Source organism: Streptomyces sp. NRRL B-1347 (genome assembly GCF_000720325.1).
Lineage (GTDB): Bacteria > Actinomycetota > Actinomycetes > Streptomycetales > Streptomycetaceae > Streptomyces.
Map to the genome: position 1 here is coordinate 1 of NZ_JOJM01000021.1, position 22,748 is coordinate 22,748.

20 protein-coding genes, 1 rRNA gene, 1 pseudogene and 1 riboswitch are annotated in these 22,748 nt (G+C 70.8%); of the genes and pseudogenes, 16 read left to right on the plus strand and 6 right to left on the minus strand.

Annotation, left to right across the window (positions count from 1 at the left end):
* The 11 genes and pseudogenes from rrf to IG74_RS0119175 all read left to right on the plus strand — a co-directional run.
* Positions 1-96: ribosomal RNA gene (rrf, locus tag IG74_RS48040) — 5S ribosomal RNA — on the plus strand; the annotation flags it as partial.
* A gap of 149 nt (positions 97-245) precedes the next feature.
* Positions 246-854, plus strand: coding sequence for a CDP-alcohol phosphatidyltransferase family protein (locus tag IG74_RS0119130; RefSeq protein WP_030678291.1), 609 nt, complete (start codon positions 246-248; stop codon positions 852-854).
* Positions 855-967: 113 nt separating this feature from the next.
* Complete coding sequence (locus IG74_RS0119135) at positions 968-3,463, plus strand: mannose-1-phosphate guanyltransferase (protein WP_030678293.1); 2,496 nt, start codon at positions 968-970, stop codon at positions 3,461-3,463.
* A gap of 88 nt (positions 3,464-3,551) precedes the next feature.
* Complete coding sequence (locus IG74_RS0119140; protein ID WP_030678295.1) at positions 3,552-4,451, plus strand: DUF881 domain-containing protein; 900 nt, start codon at positions 3,552-3,554, stop codon at positions 4,449-4,451.
* On the plus strand, positions 4,448-4,780 hold the full coding sequence (locus IG74_RS0119145) for a small basic family protein (protein ID WP_003988855.1): 333 nt from the start codon (positions 4,448-4,450) through the stop codon (positions 4,778-4,780). The genes IG74_RS0119140 and IG74_RS0119145 overlap by 4 nt, the downstream gene beginning before the upstream one ends.
* Positions 4,781-4,785: 5 nt before the next feature.
* Complete coding sequence (locus IG74_RS0119150) at positions 4,786-5,643, plus strand: DUF881 domain-containing protein (protein ID WP_030678298.1); 858 nt, start codon at positions 4,786-4,788, stop codon at positions 5,641-5,643.
* 82 nt (positions 5,644-5,725) lie between these two features.
* Positions 5,726-6,673: an FHA domain-containing protein gene (locus IG74_RS49500; protein WP_078868882.1), complete on the plus strand. Its 948-nt coding sequence runs from the start codon at positions 5,726-5,728 to the stop codon at positions 6,671-6,673.
* Between the two features lie 43 nt (positions 6,674-6,716).
* Entirely contained in the window at positions 6,717-7,460 is a 744-nt protein-coding gene (locus IG74_RS0119160; protein WP_030678301.1) for a MerR family transcriptional regulator, read from the plus strand.
* A gap of 53 nt (positions 7,461-7,513) precedes the next feature.
* Complete coding sequence (locus IG74_RS0119165) at positions 7,514-7,987, plus strand: bifunctional nuclease family protein (protein WP_028797289.1); 474 nt, start codon at positions 7,514-7,516, stop codon at positions 7,985-7,987.
* A gap of 214 nt (positions 7,988-8,201) precedes the next feature.
* The gene (locus IG74_RS0119170) at positions 8,202-8,888 is read left to right on the plus strand and encodes a MerR family transcriptional regulator (protein ID WP_420709917.1); all 687 of its coding nucleotides are present in this window, start codon (positions 8,202-8,204) and stop codon (positions 8,886-8,888) included.
* A 197-nt stretch (positions 8,889-9,085) separates the two neighbouring features.
* A pseudogene (locus IG74_RS0119175) lies at positions 9,086-10,684 on the plus strand (DNA polymerase IV).
* On the opposite strand, the gene IG74_RS0119180 reads toward IG74_RS0119175, so the two are convergent.
* Positions 10,609-10,980, minus strand: coding sequence for a PRC-barrel domain-containing protein (locus IG74_RS0119180; protein WP_030678310.1), 372 nt, complete (start codon positions 10,978-10,980; stop codon positions 10,609-10,611). The pseudogene IG74_RS0119175 and the gene IG74_RS0119180 overlap by 76 nt on opposite strands.
* Before the next feature lie 135 nt (positions 10,981-11,115).
* Positions 11,116-11,213, plus strand: a riboswitch (glycine riboswitch).
* A gap of 186 nt (positions 11,214-11,399) precedes the next feature.
* Between IG74_RS0119180 and gcvP the strand changes: the two genes are divergently transcribed.
* A complete protein-coding gene (gene gcvP / locus IG74_RS0119185) occupies positions 11,400-14,288 on the plus strand; it encodes an aminomethyl-transferring glycine dehydrogenase (RefSeq protein WP_030678312.1) in 2,889 nt (962 codons plus the stop codon).
* 179 nt (positions 14,289-14,467) lie between these two features.
* On the opposite strand, the gene IG74_RS0119190 is transcribed toward gcvP, so the two are convergent.
* Both IG74_RS0119190 and IG74_RS0119195 read right to left on the minus strand, forming a co-directional pair.
* Entirely contained in the window at positions 14,468-14,674 is a 207-nt protein-coding gene (locus IG74_RS0119190) for a DUF5999 family protein (RefSeq protein WP_030678314.1), read from the minus strand.
* Positions 14,675-14,996: 322 nt separating this feature from the next.
* Positions 14,997-15,593 (minus strand): hypothetical protein, encoded by a 597-nt coding sequence (locus IG74_RS0119195; RefSeq protein WP_030678316.1) that lies wholly within the window; start codon positions 15,591-15,593, stop codon positions 14,997-14,999.
* 501 nt (positions 15,594-16,094) lie between these two features.
* On the opposite strand from IG74_RS0119195, the gene IG74_RS0119200 reads away from it, so the two are divergent.
* Together IG74_RS0119200 and IG74_RS0119205 are read left to right on the plus strand one after the other, a co-directional pair.
* A complete protein-coding gene (locus tag IG74_RS0119200) occupies positions 16,095-17,615 on the plus strand; it encodes a glutamate--cysteine ligase (RefSeq protein ID WP_030678318.1) in 1,521 nt (506 codons plus the stop codon).
* 209 nt (positions 17,616-17,824) lie between these two features.
* Complete coding sequence (locus IG74_RS0119205) at positions 17,825-18,625, plus strand: CPBP family intramembrane glutamic endopeptidase (protein ID WP_030678320.1); 801 nt, start codon at positions 17,825-17,827, stop codon at positions 18,623-18,625.
* Between the two features lie 24 nt (positions 18,626-18,649).
* On the opposite strand, the gene IG74_RS0119210 is transcribed toward IG74_RS0119205, so the two are convergent.
* On the minus strand, positions 18,650-19,477 hold the full coding sequence (locus tag IG74_RS0119210; RefSeq protein ID WP_030678322.1) for a PhzF family phenazine biosynthesis protein: 828 nt from the start codon (positions 19,475-19,477) through the stop codon (positions 18,650-18,652).
* Between the two features lie 174 nt (positions 19,478-19,651).
* Positions 19,652-20,059 (minus strand): hypothetical protein, encoded by a 408-nt coding sequence (locus IG74_RS0119215; RefSeq protein ID WP_030678324.1) that lies wholly within the window; start codon positions 20,057-20,059, stop codon positions 19,652-19,654.
* Positions 20,060-20,587: 528 nt separating this feature from the next.
* On the opposite strand from IG74_RS0119215, the gene IG74_RS0119220 reads away from it, so the two are divergent.
* Positions 20,588-21,220, plus strand: a complete 633-nt coding sequence (locus IG74_RS0119220; protein ID WP_030678327.1) for a PadR family transcriptional regulator — start codon at positions 20,588-20,590, stop codon at positions 21,218-21,220.
* A gap of 93 nt (positions 21,221-21,313) precedes the next feature.
* On the opposite strand, the gene IG74_RS0119225 is transcribed toward IG74_RS0119220, so the two are convergent.
* On the minus strand, positions 21,314-21,742 hold the full coding sequence (locus IG74_RS0119225; protein ID WP_030678331.1) for an SRPBCC family protein: 429 nt from the start codon (positions 21,740-21,742) through the stop codon (positions 21,314-21,316).
* Positions 21,743-21,917: 175 nt separating this feature from the next.
* On the opposite strand from IG74_RS0119225, the gene IG74_RS0119230 reads away from it, so the two are divergent.
* A complete protein-coding gene (locus IG74_RS0119230; protein WP_030678335.1) occupies positions 21,918-22,724 on the plus strand; it encodes a putative protein N(5)-glutamine methyltransferase in 807 nt (268 codons plus the stop codon).
* The last annotated feature ends 24 nt before the right edge of the window (positions 22,725-22,748 follow it).

The window sequence follows — 22,748 nt, forward strand, 5'->3', positions numbered from 1 at the left end:
GAAACGCCCGGTTACATTCCGAACCCGGAAGCTAAGCCTTACAGCGCCGATGGTACTGCAGGGGGGACCCTGTGGGAGAGTAGGACGCCGCCGAACTAAATTTAGGGAAAGCCGTGTTCCTTGAGTCGAAAGACTCGGGGAGCACGGCTTTCTTGCGTTGTCCGTCGAGACCCCTCCGCACTGCGACCCGACAGCTGACGGTAAGGTCTGGGGGCATCATCGGCTCGTTCACAGGAGGCCCCCGGGTGGAGGTCCAAGAGACCCGTGTCCAGACGGACCGGGTCCTCACCATCCCCAACATCCTCAGCATGGCGCGCCTCGTCGGCGTGCCCCTCTTCCTGTGGCTGATCCTCAGGCCGGAGTTCGGCGGACCGAAGAGCGACGGCTGGGCGCTGCTCGTCCTGGCGTTCAGCGGCGTCAGCGACTACCTCGACGGGAAGCTCGCCCGCCGGTGGAACCAGATCAGCAGCCTCGGCCGGATCCTCGACCCCGCGGCCGACCGGCTCTACATCCTGTCGACACTGGTGGGCCTGACATGGCGGGAGATTCTCCCGCTATGGCTGACCGCAGCGCTCCTGCTGCGCGAGCTGGTTCTGCTGGTGATGGTCGGGATCCTCAGGCGACACGGCTATCCGCCGCCGCAGGTGAACTTCCTGGGCAAGGCCGCCACCTTCAACCTGATGTACGCCTTTCCGCTGCTTCTCCTCAGCGACGGAACTGGCTGGTTCTACACGCTCGCTGGTATTTTCGGATGGGCGTTCGCCGGATGGGGTACAACGCTGTACTGGTGGGCAGGGATCCTCTACGTGGTTCAAGTCCGCCGACTTGTCAAGGCGGATGCCATGGCCGATTGAGCTCGCCAGTAAGGCAGCTGTAGCGGCTTGCGGGCCCGAAAGACACCTGAACGGGTCAATATCGGCGGGCTGAGTCGGCTAGATCGTCACCTATCAAGGAGGACGTTTCCGACATGAAGGCCGTCGTGATGGCCGGAGGCGAAGGCACACGCCTGCGCCCCATGACCTCGAGCATGCCCAAGCCGCTCCTGCCGGTGGCCAACCGGCCGATCATGGAGCATGTGCTGCGCCTGCTGAAAAGGCACGGGCTCACCGAGACCGTAGTGACAGTGCAGTTCCTGGCATCTCTCGTCAAGAACTACTTCGGCGACGGTGAAGAGCTCGGAATGGAGCTCACCTATGCCAATGAGGAGAAGCCACTCGGCACCGCCGGCAGTGTGAAGAACGCCGAGGAAGCACTGAAGGACGACGCCTTCCTCGTCATCTCCGGTGACGCTCTGACCGACTTCGACCTCACCGACCTGATCAGCTTTCACAAGGAGAAGGGCGCGCTCGTCACCGTCTGCCTGACGCGCGTCCCCAATCCGCTGGAATTCGGCATCACCATCGTCGACGAAGAGGGCAAGGTCGAGCGCTTCCTGGAGAAGCCGACCTGGGGCCAGGTCTTCTCCGACACGGTGAACACGGGCATCTACGTCATGGAGCCCGAGGTCTTCGACTACGTCGAGGCCGATGTGCCCGTCGACTGGTCCGGGGACGTGTTCCCGCAGCTCATGAAGGAAGGCAAGCCGATCTACGGCTATGTCGCCGAGGGCTACTGGGAAGACGTCGGCACCCACGAAAGCTACGTCAAGGCGCAGGCCGACGTCCTCGAAGGCAAGGTCGACGTCGAACTCGACGGCTTCGAGATCTCACCCGGAGTATGGGTCGCCGAAGGAGCCGAGGTGCACCCCGACGCCGTCCTCCGCGGCCCGCTCTACGTCGGTGACTACGCGAAGATCGAAGCAGACGTCGAGATCCGTGAGCACACCGTCGTGGGCTCGAACGTCGTCGTGAAGAGCGGCGCCTTCCTGCACAAGGCCGTAGTCCACGACAACGTGTACATCGGGCAGCACAGCAACCTCCGCGGCTGCGTCGTCGGCAAGAACACCGACATCATGCGAGCCGCCCGCATCGAGGACGGAGCCGTCATCGGCGACGAGTGCCTCGTCGGTGAGGAATCGATTGTCCAAGGGAACGTACGCGTCTACCCGTTCAAGACGATCGAAGCCGGTGCCTTCGTCAACACCTCGGTCATCTGGGAGTCCCGAGGCCAGGCGCACCTCTTCGGCGCCCGCGGGGTGTCCGGCATCCTCAATGTGGAGATCACGCCGGAGCTCGCGGTGCGGCTCGCCGGAGCGTATGCGACGACCCTGAAGAAGGGCTCCACGGTCACCACGGCCCGTGACCACTCCCGCGGCGCGCGGGCGCTCAAGCGGGCGGTCATCTCCGCGCTGCAGGCCAGCGCCATCGACGTACGGGACCTGGAGAACGTGCCGCTGCCGGTGGCGCGGCAGCAGACGGCGCGGGGGAGCGCCGGCGGGATCATGATCCGGACGACGACCGGGGTGCCGGACTCCGTCGACATCATGTTCTTCGACGGCGAGGGAGCCGACCTCTCCCAGGCGAAGCAGCGCAAGCTCGACCGGGTGTACGCACGCCAGGAGTACCGGCGGGCCTTCCCCGGGGAGATCGGTGACCTGCACTTCCCCTCCAGCGTCTTCGACTCGTACACCGGGTCGCTGTTGCGGAACGTGGACACGACGGGCATCGCGGAGGCGGAGCTGAAGGTCGTCGTCGACGCTTCCAACGGCAGCGCCGGGCTCGTCCTGCCCAGCCTGCTCGGCAAGCTCGGCGTCGACGCGCTGACGATCAACCCCGGCCTCGACGAGTCGCGGCCCACTGAGTCGTCCGACGCGCGCAGGTCCGGGCTCGTCCGGCTCGGAGAGATCGTGGCGTCGGCGCGCGCCGCCTTCGGGGTGCGGTTCGACCCCGTCGGCGAGCGTCTCTCGCTCGTGGACGAGAAGGGGCGGATCGTCGAGGACGACCGGGCGCTCCTGGTGATGCTGGACCTGGTGGCGGCGGAGCGGCGCAGCGGACGGGTGGCGCTGCCGGTGACGACGACGCGCATCGCCGAGCAGGTGGCGGCGTACCACGGCACGCAGGTCGACTGGACGACCACTTCGCCGGACGACCTGACCCGGGTCGGGCGCGGTGATTCGACGATCTTCGGTGGGGACGGGCGCGGCGGCTTCATCGTGCCGGAGTTCAGCAGCGTGTTCGACGGCACGGCGGCGTTCGTACGGCTCATCGGTCTGGTGGCGCGCACACAGCTCACTCTCAGCCAGATCGACGCCCGCATTCCGCGCGCGCACGTGCAGCGCCGTGACATCCCCACGCCGTGGGCGGTCAAGGGCCTGGTGATGCGGAGCGTGGTGGAGGCCGCGGGCGACCGGTCCGTGGACACCACCGACGGCGTACGGGTCGTGGAGGCGGACGGGCGCTGGGTCCTGGTGCTGCCGGACCCGGCGGAAGCGGTCACTCATCTGTGGGCCGAGGGGCCCGACGACGCTTCGGCTCAAGCCCTGCTTGACGAGTGGTCGGCGATTGTGGACGGCGCCGGGCGCTGACGTGCGGGTGTGCCGGGCCGCACCCGTAAGTGGTGCTGTCCGGCACACCGGTGGGGCCATTCGGAGGTAGCGCCCGCGACGTGCGACGATGTGCGGCATGCCGCAGCAGCCCCCCGTTCGGAGCACCGTCTCGCGACCCCCGCGCCCGGACGCCTCCATGTCGCTGCTCACCACCGTCATGGACCACAGCCTGGACGAGGGATACGCGGAGGCCGCCGCCCGCAAGAGGGAATCCGGCACGGGTGGAGTGCCGAAGACCCTCCGGGCGAAGCTGGGGCTCGCGGCGGGTCTCGTCCTGGCCGCGCTCGTCGTGACCGTAGGGGCCGCCCAGGCGCGGATAGCGGCACCCGTCCTCGCCAAGGAGCGCGCCGAGCTGATCGACCGGGTCGAGTCGGCGACGGCGGACGCGGACGACCTCGAGGACGACGTCGACGACCTGCGCAACGACGTGAGCGCGCGGCAGCGTGCCGCGCTGCGGAAACACGGCGGCGGCCAGGCCGAGTTGGTGTCCCTGCTCTCCGGCGCCACGCCCGTGCGCGGGCCGGGCGTACGACTCGTCGTCAACGACAAGAAGCAGGCCGACCAGGGCGGTGGCGGGCCCCGGGACAGTGCCGGGTTCTCCGACACCGGCCGGGTGCGTGACCGCGACATGCAGCGCGTCGTCAACGGACTGTGGCAGTCCGGCGCCGAGGCGATCGCCATCAACGACCAGCGGCTGACCGCGCTGTCGGCGATCAGGGCGGCCGGTGACGCGATACTGGTCGACAACAAGCCGCTGGTGCCTCCGTATACGGTGCTGGCGGTGGGCCAGGGGCAACAGCTGAGCACCAGGTTCCAGAACAGCCCCGACGGTCAGTATCTGCATGCTCTGCAGGAGAACTTCGGCATCCGGACCAGCATCTCCGTGGCCGACGGCCTCCGGCTGCCGGCAGCCCCCAGTGTGACCGTACGTACAGCAGAGCCGAAGGCAGGAAAGGGCACATCGTGATCGCCGTACTGGGCCTCGTCGTGGGAGTCGTGGCCGGATTGTTGGTCCGGCCCGAGGTTCCCGCGGTGGTGGAGCCTTATCTTCCGATCGCCGTGGTGGCGGCGCTCGACGCGGTGTTCGGAGGCCTGCGGGCGATGCTCGACGGGATCTTCGACGACAAGGTCTTCGTGGTGTCGTTCCTGTCCAACGTGGTGGTGGCCGCGCTGATCGTCTTCCTGGGGGACAAGCTCGGCGTGGGCGCCCAGCTGTCGACGGGCGTTGTCGTGGTCCTCGGGATCCGTATCTTCTCCAACGCCGCGGCCATCCGCCGGCACGTCTTCCGGGCGTGACGCCGATGAGCCCGACGAGCCCCGCGAACGGGGACGACACGCCCGGAGACGGCCGGCGCAGGGAACTGCCTCCCGAGGTCCCGGTGACGCCTGGGAAGGCCGGGGAGGGAGCGCCGGGCGCAGCGGGCCCCGCGCCGCTGACCGGCCGCCAGCGGCTCGTACAGGGGCTGTGGCCACCGCGCCTGACACGTGCTCAACTCATCGTGGCCCTGCTGCTCTTCGTCCTCGGCCTGGGCCTTGCGATCCAGGTGCGGTCCACCAACGACAGCAGCGACGCGCTGCGCGGGGCGCGACAAGAAGATCTTGTTCGCATCCTCGATGAACTGGATGACCGTACTCAGCGTCTGGAAGATGAGAAGCGGCGCCTCGAAGAACAGCGCACCGGTCTCGAGAACAGCTCGGACCAGGCGGAGGAGGCCCGCAAGCAGACCGCCGAGAGGGAACGGCAACTCGGCATCCTCGCGGGTACGGTCGCCGCGCAGGGGCCGGGCATCACGCTGACGATCGACGACAAGAAGGGGACGGTGGAGGCACACATGCTGCTCGACGCCATCCAGGAGCTGCGCGCCGCGGGCGCCGAGGCCATCCAGGTCAATGACGTACGGGTGGTGGCCAGCACCCATCTGTCGGACGCGGCGGGCGGCGGTGTGCGTGTGGACGGCCAGAAGGTGGCCGAGCCCTACCGCTTCAAGGTCATCGGCAAGCCCCAGGACCTGGAGCCTGCGCTGAACATCCCGGGAGGGGTGGTGCAGACTCTGGAGAAGGAGCAGGCCACGGTCGTTGTCGCACGTACGGAGAAGATCGTCGTGGACGCCTTGCGACCGGCGAAGCGCCCTGACTACGCTCGGTCGTCCTCCCAGTGAGGCGGGGGTGCATGCGGGCCTCGGGTCCAGGGCATGAGGTTGCGGGGGGTCGCCGCACCCGGGACGGGGTGCGTGGTGGAAACTGTTTGGCGGATACGGACGTTGTGAAGATGTCCGTGTTGGCGATGCACGCCGGTGTGTGCAGTCAGGGTTCGTCCTGCCCCACGGGCGGGTCTGTTTCGGTCAAGGGGAATCGCCCGTGAAGTTGTTTGCGAAGTTGTTCGGCAAGAGTGCGCGTGAGGACGCGCGTCATCGTGCGCCGCGCCAGGGAGACGTGCCGGAGACCCAGGTGGGCGAGCGCCCGCTGTTCCGGGACCAGGTGGCTGGTCCGGGTGGTGACAATTCGGGCGGACAGGGCGCGTCGTCTGTTGACCCTGCTACTTCCGGCCGCATAGGTTTCGGGGATCCGTCGACCTCAGGTACGGGTGGAGGGTTTTCCGACCCGTACGCGTCCCACGCCCCAGCGGGGCAGCCGCGGCAGGAGGATCCGTCCATGTCGGCCCTGGTGTGTCAGAGGTGCGGTAACCGCAATGCGCAGGCGAGCCGGTTCTGTTCCAACTGCGGCGCGCCGCTGCGGCCCGGAGCGGTGAGCGAGCGCCCGTCCGAAACCACTTCGACGATCTCCATCTCCGGTCTTGAGGCCTACGACGCCGAGACCACGGGTCAGACGCTGTCCCCGGCGCTGTCGCCCGAGGCCCAGGCGGCCGTGGACGCGCTGCCGCTCGGCTCGGCGCTGCTCGTGGTCCGGCGCGGGCCGAACTCGGGCAGCCGCTTCCTGCTGGACGGCGACCTGACGACGGCGGGCCGTCACCCGCAGAGCGACATCTTCCTGGACGACGTGACCGTGTCGCGCCGCCACGTGGAGTTCCGTCGCGCCGCGGACGGCAGCTTCACCGTCGCCGACGTCGGCAGCCTCAACGGCACGTACGTGAACCGGGAGCGGATCGACTCCGTCGCCCTGTCCAACGGCGACGAGGTGCAGATCGGCAAGTACCGGCTGGTCTTCTACGCGAGCCAGCGGGGCATCTGACCCTCCCCCGGACACCGTCCGGGGGAACGCTGAGGGAAGGTCCATGCTGCACACACCGAGGGGCGGTGCCGGTCACGGCACCGCCGCTGCGGAACACCGGCTGATGAGCATCGGCGCCGTGCTGAACGTGCTGCGTGACGAGTTTCCCGAGGTCACCATCTCCAAGATCAGGTTCTTGGAGTCCGAGGGCCTCATCGAACCGCAGCGCACGCCGTCCGGGTACCGCAAGTTCAGCCCCGAGGACGTCGAGCGCCTGGCGCACGTCCTGCGGATGCAGCGTGACCACTATCTGCCCCTGAAGGTCATCCGCGAGCAGCTGGACGCGCTGGAGCGGGGCGAGCAGGTCACGCTGCCCTCGGTGGGCCAGCAGCGCGACGGGGGCGACGGTGACGGCACCCCGGCGGAGGACGAGCGCACCGCCGCCCGGGTGGGGCGCGAAGCCCTGCTCGCCGCCGTGGAGGCCGACGAGGGGCAATTGGCCGAGTGGGAGTCGTACGGCCTGATCGGCGCGCTGCCGGACGGCAGCTATGACGCGGACGCCGTGACCGTGGCCGCGCTCGTCGTCGAGCTCGGGCGGTTCGGTATCGAGCCGCGCCATCTGCGTGCCATGAAGGCCGCGGCGGAGCGGGACGCGGCGCTCGTCGACCAGGTCGTGGCGCCGCTGCGCAGGCACCGCAATCCGCAGACCAGGGCCCATGCGGAAGCGCGTACGAAGGAGCTCGCGGGGCTCGCGGGACGGCTGCACGCGGCGCTCGTGCACAGTGCGCTGGGCGTGCGGGCACGCTGACTCGACGGGTGCCCGACTACCCAAACCCGCCGGGCACGTCCTAGGGTTGCTGTGTGAACGAGCTCGACGTCGTAGGTGTCCGGGTCGAAATGCCCTCCAACCAGCCGATCGTGCTCCTGCGTGAAGTGGGAGGCGACCGGTACCTCCCCATCTGGATCGGACCAGGGGAGGCGACCGCCATCGCCTTCGCACAGCAGGGCATGGCACCCGCGCGGCCGCTGACCCACGACCTGTTCAAGGACGTGTTGGAGGCCGTCGGTCAGGAGCTCACCGAAGTGCGCATCACCGACCTGAGGGAAGGCGTGTTCTACGCCGAGCTGGTCTTCGCCAGCGGGGTCGAGGTGAGCGCCCGTCCCTCGGACGCCATAGCCCTCGCGCTGCGCACCGGGACGCCGATCTTCGGCAGCGACGGCGTGCTCGACGACGCGGGCATCGCGATCCCGGACGAGCAGGAGGACGAGGTGGAGAAGTTCCGCGAGTTCCTCGACCAGATCTCGCCCGAGGACTTCGGTACCAGCAGCCAGTGAGAGGTCGGAATCCGCTGAGCGGTGGCGGCCCGGTCCGTGGGAAGCGGGCCGGGTGCCGACGGCGGCGGACGGACGGCTGAGGGCCCCTGTGAGGGGCGGCCGAGGGGCCCGCTCCGGAGCATTCGGCTAGCCTTTCCCCGCAGTGTGGGACGGGAAACCACTCGCAGGGTGATTATCACTCGGCGTGCCGAGTGTGGCGATCGTTGACGAGCCCCTGGCGACTGCCTACCGTCGAGAAGGCAGGTCAAGGACGGAGGTCGGCGTGAGAAGCAGCGGCGACGGTACAGCGGTGGGCGGTTCGTATCCGCTGCACGGTGGCTCGGCCGAACCCTCGTTGAGGCGCCCGGTGCCGGTTCACGGTAGCGGCAGCCCCTTCGGACCGGAAGGCCAGGAGCAGCAGGGCGAGACCGACCGGATCGGTTATCGGGGCCCGACGGCGTGCGCGGCCGCGGGCATCACCTATCGACAGCTCGACTACTGGGCCCGCACCGGTCTCGTCGAGCCCAGCGTGCGCGCCGCGGGCGGCTCCGGCACTCAGCGGCTCTACAGCTTCCGCGACGTCGTCGTCCTGAAGATCGTGAAGCGTTTCCTCGACACGGGTGTGTCGTTGCAGAACATCCGCACCACGGTCCAGCACCTGCGGGACAGCGGCTTCCGGGACCTCGAACGCACGACGCTGATGAGCGACGGCGCGACGGTGTACGAGTGCACGTCGCCCGGCGAGGTGCACGAGCTGCTCCAGGGCGGCCAGGGCGTCTTCGGGATCGCGGTGGGCGTCGTCTGGCGCGACGTCGAGGCGGCCCTCTCGCAGCTGCACGGGGAGCGCGTCGACACGGGGGAGACCCTCGTCGGGAACCACCCGGGGGACGAGCTGGCGCAGCGCCGCAATCGCGCTGTGTGAGGCGCTGAGGGGCGAGCGGAGGCTCTGATGCCCTCCGCCCCTCCCTGCGCGCCCCAGGCGCGCACAGGCCCGTACACGCCCTTGGCGGGCGCCCGCCCGCGCCGCCACCGCACGGTCCCGCCCGCGCCGTCGCCGCAGGCCCCGCTCGTCGTCGCTGGTCACGGGCATTGTCAGTGGCGTAGGGCAGCATCAGTGGCGTGAGAACCGCGCCGACGATCCTGCATCTCGACATGGATGCCTTCTACGCGTCCGCCGAGCAGGCCGCGAAGCCGAGCCTGCGCGGCAAGGCCGTCGTGGTCGGCGGCCTGGGTCCGCGCGGTGTGGTCGCGACCGCGTCGTACGAGGCCCGGCGGTTCGGGGTGCACTCGGCGATGCCGATGGGGCAGGCGCGGCGCCTCGCGCCGAACGCCGCGTACCTCGTGCCCCGCTTCGGCCTGTACCGGGAGGTCAGCGAGCAGGTCATGGGGCTGCTGCGGCAGCTGTCGCCGCTGGTGGAGCCGCTCAGCCTCGACGAGGCCTTCGTGGACCTGGAGGCGGGCGGCGTCGCGGACGACGCGGCGTCCGCGCGGGCCGTGGGGGAGCGGCTGCGGGCGGACATCCGGCGGGTGACCGGGCTCACCGGGTCCGTGGGCCTGGCCGTGTCCAAGATGCTGGCGAAGATCGCCTCGGAGCAGGCGAAGCCCGACGGCCTCGTGCTGATAGCCCCCGGCACGGAGCGGGCGCTGCTCGGGCCGATGCCGGTGCGGGTGCTGCCCGGCGTGGGCCCCGCGACCGGTGACCATCTGCGGCGGGCCGGGATCACCACGGTGGCCGAGATCGCCGAGGCCGGGGAGGACGAGCTGGTGCGGCTCCTGGGCAAGGCCCACGGCGGGGCGCTGTACGCGATGGCGCTGGCGCGGGACGAGCGGTCCGTGGTGGCCGAGCGGGACACCAAGTCGGTCAGCGTCGAGGACACGTACGACGTGGACATCCACGACCGCGTGCGGGTGCGGATGGAGGTGGCGCGGCTCGCCGACCGGTGTGTGCAGCGGCTGCGGGCGGCCGGGCACTCGGGGCGGACCATCGTCCTGAAGGTGCGGAGGTTCGACTTCTCGACGCTGACGCGCTCCGAGACGCTGCGGGGGCCCACGGACGATCCGGCCGTGGTGCGGGAGGCGGCGGCGCGGCTTCTGGAGTCCGTGGACACGACGGGCGGGGTGCGGCTCCTCGGCGTAGGAGTGAGCGGTCTCGCGGACTTCACGCAGGAGGACCTGTTCGCGCAGGCCCACGCCGTGCTGCAGACCGAGTCCCTGGCGCCCGGGGCCGAGGGGGAGGACGCGGCGATGGTCCCGGTGGATGTCGCGGCTGGTGACGGCGGGCCCGACGCGGCTTCCGGGGCCGGGGAGGCGGCCGGGGAGCCGGTGGTGCCCGCCGAGCGGCGCTGGCCCGCGGGGCACGACGTGCGGCACGCGGAGTACGGGCCCGGATGGGTGCAGGGCAGTGGCCTGGGGCGGGTGACCGTGCGGTTCGAAACCCCGGATTCCGTGCCGGGGCGGGTGCGGACGTTCCGTACGGACGATCCGGAGCTGGAGCCTTCGGATCCGCTGCCGCTGGTGGCGGTGGAGGGGGACGGGACGGACGCGGGGGCGTCGGAGGACGGGGAGGCCCCAGGGGGTGAGAAGACAGTGCCGATGACGGGAGGAGCGGCCGGGTAGCCGCGGGGGAGTCCGGCGGGTAGGCGTCAGGCGCCCGTTCCGTCCGCCCGGTGGCCGAAGTCGTGGTCCGGCGGGGGCGGTGGCGTCACGTCCAGGCCGTAGTGGCGGTAGAGCTGGAGCTCCTGCTCGGGGGAGAGGTGGCGGCCCACGCCGAAGTCGGGGGCGTCCTTGATCAGAGCGCGCTCGAAGGGGACGCGCAGGGTGCCGTCCTTGATCAGCTCGCTGGGCTCAAGGGGGACGAACGCGTCACGGCTGAACAGACCGGTGCGTATGGCCGCCCACTCCGGGGCGCCCGTGGCGTCGTCGAGGTAGATCTCGTCGACCGTGCCGATCTTGGTGCCGTTGCGGTCGAACGCCTTGCGGCCGATGAGATTGCGGGGATCGATATCGGTCTGCACGTTCCCTCCACTTGGTCGCAAGTCATCCGGGCTCATCCGGATTTCGGTCGTCACCACTACGAAAGAGCACATCGGGACGGGCGGCCACTCGAGGGATCGGCCACGGACCGCGCTGGTAGGCTGGCAAGCGGCTGTTGACCCCGTGCGGGAGAGCTCTTCGGTGGCAGCACCGGAGGCGCCGAAGGAGCAACTCCTCCCCGGAATCTCTCAGGCCCCTGTACCGCACGGACGAGGCCACTCTGGAAAGCAGGGCGGGCGTCGGGCGGGCACGTTCGGAACCCTTCCTCACCGACGGTGAAAGCAGGACCGTTTTAGCGGTCCTGTGAAGCTCTCAGGTTGAGATGACAGAGGGGGAGGCCGTCCGGGTACCCGCGCCGTGGTGCCCCTCGCAGGTCGTGTCAGACCAGGAGGCCTCCGCAATGACAGCCACCCCTCGTACTCCGCTCACGCAGCTGGAGCAGGGAATTCCCTTCGAGCAGCGGCACATCGGACCCGATGCAGAAGCCCGCGCCAAGATGCTCGCCCAGGTCGGGTACGGCTCCCTGGACGAGCTCACGGCCGCCGCCGTGCCGGATGTGATCAAGAACGCCGAGGCGCTCGAGCTGCCCGGCGCGCGGACCGAGGCCGAGGTCCTGGCCGAGCTGCGCTCCCTCGCGGACCGCAACCAGGTGCTCGACTCGATGATCGGGCTCGGCTACTACGGGACGTTCACGCCGCCTGTGATCCTGCGGAACGTGATGGAGAACCCCTCCTGGTACACCGCGTACACGCCGTACCAGCCGGAGATCTCGCAGGGCCGCCTGGAGGCGCTCCTCAACTTCCAGACCGTCGTCGCCGACCTGACGGGGCTGCCCACCTCCGGTGCCTCGCTGCTCGACGAGGGCACCGCGGCCGCCGAGGCCATGGCCCTCTCCCGGCGCGTCGGCAAGGTCAAGAACGGCGTGTTCGTCGTCGACGCCGACGTGCTGCCGCAGACCGTCGCCGTCATCCAGACCCGGGCCGAGCCGACCGGTGTCGAGGTCGTCGTCACGGACCTCAGCGACGGCATCCCCGCCGACCTCGCCGCGCGCGAGATCAACGGCGTGCTGATCCAGTACCCGGGCGCCTCCGGCGCCGTGCGCGACATCAAGCCCGTCATCGAGCAGGCCCACGGCCTGGGCGCGGTCGTCACCGTCGCCGCCGACCTGCTCGCGCTCACGCTGCTCACCTCGCCCGGCGAGCTCGGCGCCGACATCGCGGTCGGCACCACGCAGCGCTTCGGCGTGCCGATGGGCTTCGGCGGCCCGCACGCCGGCTACATGGCGGTGCACGAGAAGTTCGCCCGCAGCCTGCCCGGCCGTCTTGTCGGCGTGTCCGTCGACGCCGACGGCAACAAGGCCTACCGCCTGGCCCTGCAGACCCGCGAGCAGCACATCCGCCGCGAGAAGGCGACCAGCAACATCTGTACGGCGCAGGTGCTGCTCGCCGTGATGGCCGGGATGTACGCGGTCTACCACGGCCCCGAGGGCCTGAAGACGATCGCCCGGCGCACCCACCGCTACGCCACGCTGCTCGCCGCGGGCCTCAAGGCCGGCGGCGTCGAGATCGTGCACGGCGCGTACTTCGACACGCTGACCGCGCGCGTGCCCGGCAAGGCCGCCGACGTGGTCGCCGCCGCGCGCGAGGGCGGGGTCAACATCCACCCGGTCGACGCCGACCACGTGTCGTTCGCCTGCGACGAGACCACCACGCGCGCCCAGCTCTCCGCGCTGTGGACGGCGTTCGGCGTCGAGGCCGACGTGGAGGCCCTGGACGCGAGCGTCGAGGAGGCGCTGCCCGCCGGGCTGCTGCGCTCCGACGAGTACCTGACCCACCCGGTCTTCCACCAGCACCGCTCCGAGACCGCGATGCTGCGCTATCTGCGCAAGCTGGCCGACCGCGACTACGCGCTCGACCGCGGCATGATCCCGCTGGGCTCCTGCACCATGAAGCTCAACGCGACCACGGAGATGGAGCCCGTCACCTGGCCGGAGTTCGGGCAGCTGCACCCGTTTGTGCCCGCCCAGCAGGCGCAGGGCTATCTGACCCTGATCCGGGAGCTGGAGGAACGTCTCGCCGAGGTCACCGGCTACGACAAGGTCTCGCTCCAGCCGAACGCGGGCTCCCAGGGCGAGCTGGCCGGTCTGCTCGCGGTGCGCGGCTACCACCGCGCCAACGGCGACGACCAGCGCACCGTCTGCCTGATCCCGTCCTCGGCGCACGGCACCAACGCCGCGAGCGCGGTCATGGCCGGGATGAAGGTCGTCGTGGTGAAGACCGCCGACGACGGCGAGATCGACGTCGAGGACCTGCGCGCCAAGATCGAGAAGCACCGCGACGAGCTGGCCGTGCTGATGATCACGTACCCGTCCACGCACGGCGTGTTCGAGGAGCACGTCGCCGACATCTGCGCGGCCGTGCACGAGGCGGGCGGCCAGGTGTACGTCGACGGCGCCAACCTCAACGCACTGGTGGGGCTCGCCAAGCCGGGGCACTTCGGCGGCGACGTCTCGCACCTGAACCTGCACAAGACCTTCTGCATCCCGCACGGCGGCGGCGGCCCCGGCGTCGGCCCGGTCGCGGTGCGCGAGCACCTCGCGCCGTACCTGCCGAACCACCCGCTGCAGCCCGCGGCCGGCCCCGAGACCGGCGTCGGTCCGATCTCCGCCGCGCCGTGGGGCTCGGCGGGCATCCTGCCGATCTCCTGGTCGTACGTCCGGCTGATGGGCGGCGAGGGCCTCAAGCGGGCCACGCAGGTGGCCGTGCTCTCGGCGAACTACATCGCCAAGCGCCTGGAGCCGCACTTCCCGGTGCTCTACACCGGCCCCGGCGGGCTCGTCGCGCACGAGTGCATCATCGACCTGCGGCCGCTGAGCAAGGCCACGGGCGTGAGCGTGGACGACATCGCCAAGCGGCTCATCGACTACGGCTTCCACGCGCCGACCATGTCCTTCCCGGTCGCGGGCACGCTGATGATCGAGCCGACGGAGAGCGAGGACCTGGTCGAGATCGACCGGTTCTGCGAGGCGATGATCGCCATTCGCGGGGAGATCGAGAAGGTCGCGAACGGCGAGTGGACCGCGGAGGACAACCCGCTGCGGAACGCGCCGCACACCGCGGCCGCCCTCGGCGGCGACTGGGAGCACGGCTACAGCCGCGACGAGGCCGTCTTCCCGGCCGGTGTGTCGGCCGCGGACAAGTACTGGCCGCCGGTGCGCCGCATCGACCAGGCGTACGGCGACCGCAACCTGGTCTGCTCCTGCCCGCCGCTGGACGCGTACGAGGACTGATCCACGGATTCGCTGATCCACTGATCCACGGCAGGAACCCACGGGCCGTGTGACCCGGGCACAAGTCAGGGCCGGTGCGGAGGACTTCGCGTCTTCCGGGCCGGCCCTGGGTTCTTTCTGGACTGTCTGTGGTGCGTCGTTTCCTTGTTCGCTTGCCTGTTCGCTTCCGTGCGGACGGCTCAGGCGGCCGTCATCACCTGGTTGGTGCCCAGCGGCCGGTGCGGCGCGATGATCTCGCCGCTCGGCAGCAGCTCACCGGTGTCCTCGAAGAGCAGGACGCCGTTGCACAGCAGGCTCCAGCCCTGCTCCGGGTGGTGCGCGATGAGGAGCGCGGCCTCCCGGTCGGCGGATTCGGCTGTCGGGCATGCGGGCTGGTGCTGGCACATGGAAGGGTTCTTTCGCTGCGAAGTGGTGGTTGTTGCGTCCGTGCTGCGGCTCGATGCGGTGGTCATGCCGCCCCCGTTCCCCCGTTGGTTTGGTCGGTCCAGTCCAGTGTTGCCCCACGGACGTGATTCCGCAGGGATTTTGCGGCAGCGCTCCCTACTGCCTTAAGGACGTATCACCCGCCCGGACGGTTCAGCCCAACTCCCCTGTCCCTTCGGGTGGTTCGACGTGGCCGAAGTGGGCTAGTCCGGATGGGCATTCCGGGCAGGGGCGTGCCCCGCGGCCCTGGGGGCGGCGGGGCACGGAAGCGGAATCGCGCCGCGTTCAGGCGGGCGAGCCGAGCAGCGGGGCCGGGGCCAGCCGGTGGGTGAGCACCGGCAGGAGGTCGGCGACGCGGTGCGGCCGGTGGGCGGCGATGCCCGGGGGCGCCGGTGAGAGCGGCACCAGGATGTCGGCGGGGGCGAGCGGTCCGCTCGCGGCGTCCGCTGCGCGGTCGCCGTGCAGCCACAGGGTGAGCATGTAGAGCTCCGGTACGGACAGCAGTCGCGGCTGGTACGGCTGCGGCATGGCCTCGGCGTGGCGCAGCGCGCGCTCGGCGGACGCGATGTACGGACCCTCGCAGAAGTGCGAGAACGCCCAGCCGTCGGGCGTGAGCATGGTCTCCGCCGCGGCCACCGCGCGCTCGTCGCAGCGGATCAGGAAGCGCCAGCCGATGAGCTTGGTGGCCGCTCCGGTTGCCGGTGCGGGCTCCGTCGCCGCGTGGTCCAACTCGTGCACGGGCAGCGGGACATCCGGGCTCACGGGGCCTTGGGCGGTGCGCAAGGAAGGTGTACGGGCCTCGCGGACGGCGGTGGGAGAGCTGAGGGCCGTGAGGACGCTGCGCAGTGCGGGCGCGGGAGCCGGGGGAACATGCAGCGGCATGGTGGGTCGCCTCTCTTATTCGACAGGCACAAGTGGAGCGGGGGGCAGGTGCGGACGGCGCTGTCTGCTCGGGGTCAGAGGGGGCGGGGGCAGGGGCCCCGGGGGACGGGGGACCGCGAGCGCCAACTCTCTGCCTCAACCCGGGAGTTTATACGACACGTGTTCAGGAAGTGTTTCTGCTAGCTGTCGCTCCTATGCCGGGCAAGTCGTCATTCGGTCGCACTTCTGGGGTATTTCTCCTGATTCCGGATCGTGTCCGGGCGTGTGACCTCGCGATTTTCCACGGCCGCGGTCGGCCGATTCTCGTCGGTTTTTTCGCCACAACCGGAGGAAGGGAAAGCGGCGACGCGTCCCTTGCCCCGCGAATGTGCCCCACGGCACATTCTGGAGCCTACCGGTCCACGGGCCCGCGCGGGGCGTTACGGATCACATCGTCGGGGCATCATCCTCCGTACACAGCGGCCGGGTTGCTGGCTGCCCATCCGGAGGAGGGACGCTTCGATGGGGGAAAAGGTCGAGGCGGGATCGTACGACCTGTCCGATCGCCAGCTGTACCGGATCAAGCATCGGCAGTGTCTCGCCGCGCTCGGGCGGATGCTCGAGGAGCGGCGCTTCGACCGGCCGAAGAACCTGCTGGGTCTGGAGATAGAGCTGAATCTCGCGGGACCCGACGGCACCCCGAGAATGATGAATACCGAAGTTCTCAGGCGTATCGCGAGCCGCGATTTCCAGACCGAACTCGGAATGTTCAATCTGGAAGTGAACATTGCCCCGCACCGCCTCGGCGGGCGTGTTCTCGACCAGCTCACCGAGGAGTTGCGCACGGCGCTCGCCTACGCCCACCGGAAAGCGAACGAGGTGGACGCGGGCATCGTGATGATCGGCATTCTGCCGACCCTGAGCCGTGCGGACCTGGTGTCCGCGAACCTCTCCGAGGACGACCGGTACGCGCTGCTCAACGACCAGATAGTGGCGGCCCGCGGCGAGCACTTCGCCCTGGACATCGAGGGTGTGGAGCGGCTGCGGTGCTCGTCCGCGTCCATCGCGCCGGAGGCCGCGTGCACGTCGGTGCAGCTCCACCTCCAGGTCACGCCGGGCAAGTTCGCCGACGTGTGGAACGCGGCGCAGTCGATCGCGGCCGCCCAGGTCGCGGTGGGCGCGAACGCGCCGTTCCTGTTCGGGCGCGAGCTGTGGCGCGAGTCGCGGCCGCCGCTGTTCCTGCAGTCCACGGACACGCGGCCGCCCGAGCTCCAGGCGCAGGGCGTGCGGCCGCGCAGCTGGTTCGGGGAGCGCTGGATCGACAGCGCGTACGACCTCTTCGAGGAGAACGTGCGCTACTTCCCCGCGCTGATCCCGCTGTGCGACCCCGAGGACCCGCAGCGCGTGCTCGACGACGGCGGGGTGCCGCAGCTGGCGGAACTGACGCTGCACAACGGCACGGTGTACCGCTGGAACCGCCCCGTGTACGGCATCGCCGACGGCGTGCCGCACCTGCGCGTGGAGAACCGGGTGCTGCCCGCGGGCCCGACCGTCACGGACGTCATCGCCAACGTCGCCTTCTACTACGGGGTGGTGCGCGCGCTCGCCGAGGAGGCGCGGCCCGTGTGGAGCAGGCTGCCGTTCGCGACGGCGGCCCGGAACTTCGACACCGCGTGTCGGTACGGCATCGAGGCGTCCCTGGAGTGGCCGCGTCGCGGTCGGTACGGCGGGCTCACGCAGGTGGCGGCCGTCGATCTCGTACGCGACGAGCTGCTGCCGCTGGCCGGGGCCGGGCTCGACGCGTGGGGCGTGGAGCCCGCCGACCGCGATCTGTACCTGGGCGTGATCGAGGAGCGGTGCAGGCGGCGGGTGAACGGCGCGTCGTGGCAGGCGGCGACGTTCCACCGGGCGCTCGAACGCGGCCTGGAGCGCGAGGCGGCCCTCGCCGCCACCACGCGCCGGTACTGCGAGCTGATGCACGCGGGCGAGCCGGTGCACACCTGGCCCGTGGGCCTTCCGGAGCCGGCGCTGCCGGTGCGGTGACGCGCCACGGCGCGGCGCGGCAGGGGCCTTGGCGGACGCGGGCCCCGCGCGCCCCCGCGCCGTGGCGTGCGTGATCTCGTGAGCGCGGGTCGCCCGACCGCCGTCGGCGGTCATCGGGCAAGCTTGACGACCCAGGCGCGGTCCCGTACCGATCGGTGCGACGGGCGGCGCGGTGAGCGACGAGGCGGGATCACGCAGTGGAGGCAGAAGTGCGAGCGGAGCCGGGGCCGACGGCTGGTGTCCTTCCCGAGGCGGGGCCCTCGCGGCGGTCCTTGCGGGACGAGACGCTGCTCGTCCTCGCCCTCTCGCTCGGCGCGAGCGGGGTGTCCGCGCTCATCAGCTTCATCGGCTCGGTCACCAAGCCGGGCGGTCTCAAGGACCAGGCGGCGACCCTCAACTCCTCGGCGGCTCCGGGGCGGCCCTGGCTGGACCTCGCGTGGCAGCTGTTCGGCATCACGACCGCGCTGGTGCCGGTCGCCCTGGTGGCCCACTTCCTGCTGCGGGAGGGCTCGGGCCTGCGGGCGCTCGGCTTCGACCGGACGCGGCCGTGGCCGGACCTGGGGCGCGGGACGGCGATCGCCGCGGTCATCGGCTCCACCGGCATCGCCTTCTATCTGGCGGCCCGCGGTCTCGGCTTCAATCTGACGGTGGTGCCGGAGGACCTGCCGGACGTGTGGTGGAAGTACCCGGTGCTCGTCCTGTCGGCGCTGCAGAACTCGATCCTCGAGGAAGTGATCGTCGTCGGCTATCTGCTGCGCAGGCTCGACCAGTTGGGGTGGTCGCCGATGGCAGCCCTGGGGGCGAGCTCGGTGCTGCGCGGCTCGTACCACCTGTACCAGGGCATCGGCGGGTTCATCGGCAACATGGCGATGGGCGTGGTCTTCGTCCTGCTCTACCGCAGGTGGGGCCGGGTCGGGCCGCTCGTCGTGGCCCACTCGCTCCTGGACATCGGGGCGTTCGTCGGATACGCGCTGCTCGCCGGGAAGGTGGGGTGGCTGCCCACCGCGTGATGCGACGCGGTGGGCGCTCGCACGTCAGGCCAGCAGGTCGCCCTCGATGACGGTGACCGCGCGGCCGGTCAGCAGGGTGCGGTCGCCGCGCAGATCGGTGCGCACCAGGCCGGAGCGGGGGGAGGCCTGCAGGCCCGTCAGCTCGGTGCGGCCGAGGCGCGCGGACCAGAAGGGGGCCAGGGCGGTGTGCGCGCTGCCCGTGACGGGGTCCTCGTCGATGCCCACGCGCGGGAAGAAGCCGCGCGAGACGAAGTCGTAGCCGCGGGCGGGGTCCTCGGCGAGCGCGGTCGCGATGATGCCGCGCTCGGAGTGCAGCGCCAGGGCCCGGTGGTCGGGGGCGAGCGCGCGGACCGTCTTCTCGTCGGCCAGCTCGACCACCAGGTCACCGGTGTGCGGACCCGCGTCGTACACCGAGAGCGGCTCGGCGCCGAGCGCTTCGGCGATGCCGTCCGGGGCGGGCGTCGCGGTGAGCGGGGCGGTGGGGAAGTCGAGCGTGATGCTGCCGTCCGCGTGGCTGGTGGAGACGAGCACCCCGGCCCGGGTGGCGAACCGCACCGTGCCCTCGGCCGTGCCCGTGGTGCGCAGTACGTGGGCGAGGGCCAGGGTGGCGTGCCCGCACAGGTCGACCTCGGTGGCGGGCGTGAACCAGCGCAGCGCCCAGTCGGCGTCGCCGCCCGGCGGCAGCGGGTGGGCGAAGGCGGTCTCGGCGTGGTTGACCTCGGCGGCCACGTGCTGGAGCCAGACGTCGTCCGGGAACGAGTCGAGCAGCAGGACGCCCGCGGGATTGCCGGTGAAGGGACGCTCGGCGAAGGCGTCGACGATGCGGATGCGCTTCCGTGGGGATGTCGTCATGGGCCGACGCTATGGGTCCACCTAAGGGCTTGGGTAAGGCCAATTCACTTCAACTGGACCTGTTTGGTGGTGGGTGGCGGATTTTTGGTCATGACGGGGATGCTTCGACGGTGGTGCCTGCTGTGGCGGCGGGGTTCGAGCGTGCGCTTTCGGGTCGTGGGTGGCGGCGTTGGGTCAGTCCGTCTCCAGGACGTAGGTTCCGCCGCCGAAAGTGACGATGGCCGGCTGGGCTTCGGCCTCCTCGCGGAGGTGTCCGCCGTATCCGGGATCTTCGACGTGGGGCGCCAGCAGGTCCAGGAGGGGGACGACCTCGCCGATCTCGTCATCGAGCCAGTAACTGCGGGTGAACAGGCCCCAGGCGTTCCAGTTGCCGCGCGACTGGTGGCGCAGGGACGCGGTGTCCCCTCCCGGCAAGTAGCTGTCCGGGTCCGGGATGAGCATGGGGCAGGGGTGTTCACTCGCGTCCATGCCTGCGGGCCGGTCGCTGATCTCGCCCATGTGCCAGCGCAGTGCGTCCAGGACGGTGTCGGGTGTGTCGTCCCGGAGGAAGCAGGCGAAGACGACTTCGTAATGAAGGCTCACGGGACGGATTGTGCCGGGCGGCACTGACACCGGATCGGAGCAGATGGACGGACCCTCTCGGCTCCGCCGTCCCGGGTGTGGCAGTCGGGCGGGCTGGTTTTCGTGCGGGTCTGATCGGTCGTCGATGGCGCGCGTGCCGGCGCGGGTCGGCGGGTGTCCCGTCCCAACTGATCTGGTCCGCGACGGCGACTGTGACCTGCGACGACCAGATCATGTGAGACGGAGTCGGCCCGGGACTCTCAGGCGATCTGGCCCCGGAGCGACGAACGCGCGGCGTGCGCTCTGCCGCTGGCCAGGGCGTCTCAACCGGCCTGGCCCAGCGGGACCAGATCGGTTGAGACGGGGACCGGGCCGACGGAGACGGGACAGCGGGTGCGGGACGCCATGGGGTTGTCAGGCGAACAGTTCCGATATATCGTTGAGGCATCGCGACTGATCAACGATGTCGCTGATCGATGATGTCACTGGTCAGCGGTGTCGCTGGTCGGCGATCGAGTAGCGAATTGAGCGACGAAAGGAATGATCGACATGCGTTCCCACGGTTTTGAGCACGAGCACCAGCGCGGCCGCGGACGTGGTCCGTTCGGCCCCGGCCCCGAGGGGCGCGGGGGATTCGGCGGCGGGTACGAAGGGCGGCGCGGAGCGTTCGGGCCCTTCGGGCCCGGCTTCGGGGGCCCCGGTCCCTGGGGTGGCCGCGGCGGGCGTGGCGGTCCGCGCGGCCGGGCCCGGCGCGGCGACGTACGCGCGTCCATCCTGGCCCTCCTGAAGGACCGGCCGATGCACGGCTACGAGATGATCCAGGAGATCGCCGAGCGCAGCGGCGGGGCGTGGAAGCCCAGCCCCGGCTCCGTCTACCCGACCCTCCAGCTCCTGGAGGACGAGGGCCTGATCGTCAATGAGAGCGAGGGCGGCAAGAAGCTCTTCTCGCTCACCGAGTCCGGCCGCGCCGCGGCCGACGAGGGCGCGGACGCGCCTTGGGAAGAGGCCGGGCGCGGCGTCGACCGGGAGGCCCTGAACGAGATCCGGCAGGCCGGGTTCGGCCTGATGGAGGCGTTCGGCCAGGTCTGGAAGACCGGCTCCAAGGAGCAGCGCGAGAAGGCGCTGACCGTCATCAACGACGCCCGCAAGAAGCTGTATCTGATCCTCGCCGATGAGGACTGAGGCAGCGCGGGCCGCGCCCTCCGCGCGGCCGTCGAGGCGCCCCGCACCCGTCGTGCGGGGCGCCTTCGTCGTCCGTGCCGCGTCCGGCGCGGCTCACTTCACCAGGTCGCCCAGCTTCCGCAGCGACTCGTTGAGCGCCGCCGTCACCGAGTCCTTGAGCTTGCCCGCCATCATCGACACCGCCGCGCCGCTGAACTCCCCGTTCGCGCGCACCGTCGTCGCCCCGCCGTCCGGCACCACCGTGTAGCGGGTGCCGACCGTGACGCCCATCGGGCCCTTGCCCTTGATCGCGAACGTACGGCCGGCCTCCAGGTCCACGACCGTCCAGGCGACCTCGGCGGGGAAGCCCATCAGCTTCATGTTCTCCGTGAACGTTCCGCCCAGTTCGAGCGAGGCGGGTGGGCCCTGCGGGAAGCCGGTGTGCGTCGCGTTCCACTTTCCGTACTGGGACAGGTCGGCGAGCTGCGCCCAGACCTGCTCCGCTGGTGCCTCGATCCGTGCCTCCGCGCTGACCTCGGGCACTGCGACCACCCCTTCTCGTCGGGCGCTGCGGCGGGCGCAGCGACGGTGTCGCGGAAAGTAGCCCCAGGCTCCTCAACATTCAAGACGGCCGAACCGGCCGCTCACGGTGGCCGGATAGGCTGGCCGCCTCCCTCCTCCGTACCGCCGGAACTCCGTACTGCCGGAAGGCTCCTTCATGTCAGCCCCCGCCCACTCCGCCGCCCGCCCCCCGGCCTCCGCCGCCGTCGTGGCGCGGCTGCGCGCGGCGGGCTGCGTGTTCGCCGAGGAGGAGGCGGACCTGCTCGCGGCCGCCGCCGCGAGCCCCGAGGAGCTCGACGCCATGGTGGCGCGGCGGGCGAGCGGCCTGCCGCTGGAACACGTCGTGGGCTGGGCCGAGTTCGCCGGTCTGCGCATCGCCGTGGACGCCGGGGTGTTCGTGCCGCGCCGCCGCACCGAGGCCCTCGTCCGGGAGGCGGCCGCGCTCTCGGTGCCCGGGGCCGTCGTCGTCGACCTGTGCTGCGGGTCCGGCGCCCTGGGGGCCGCCGTCGCGGCCGCGCTCGGCCGGGCCGAACTGCACGCCGCCGACATCGACCCGGCGGCCGTGGCCTGCGCGCGCCGCAACGTGCGCGACGCCGACGGCCGCGTGTACGAAGGCGACCTGTACGAGGCGCTGCCCGCCGGGCTCCGCGGCCGGGTCGACGTCCTGCTGGCCAACGTGCCGTACGTCCCCTCCGGCGAGGTCGCGCTGCTGCCCGTCGAGGCCCGTGAGCACGAGGCGCGCGTCGCCCTCGACGGCGGCGCCGACGGACTCGACGTGCTGCGGCGGGTGACGGCGGACGCGGCGCGCTGGCTGGCGCCCGGCGGCTGCCTGCTGTTCGAGACGAGCGAGCGGCAGGTGACCTCGGCGGTCGCGGCCGTCACGGACGCGGGCCTCGTACCGCGCGTCGTCACGGACGACGAGCTGTACGCGACGGTCGTGACCGGCCGGCGCCCCGAGAGGTAGACCCGGCCAGGACTCCGTGACGCG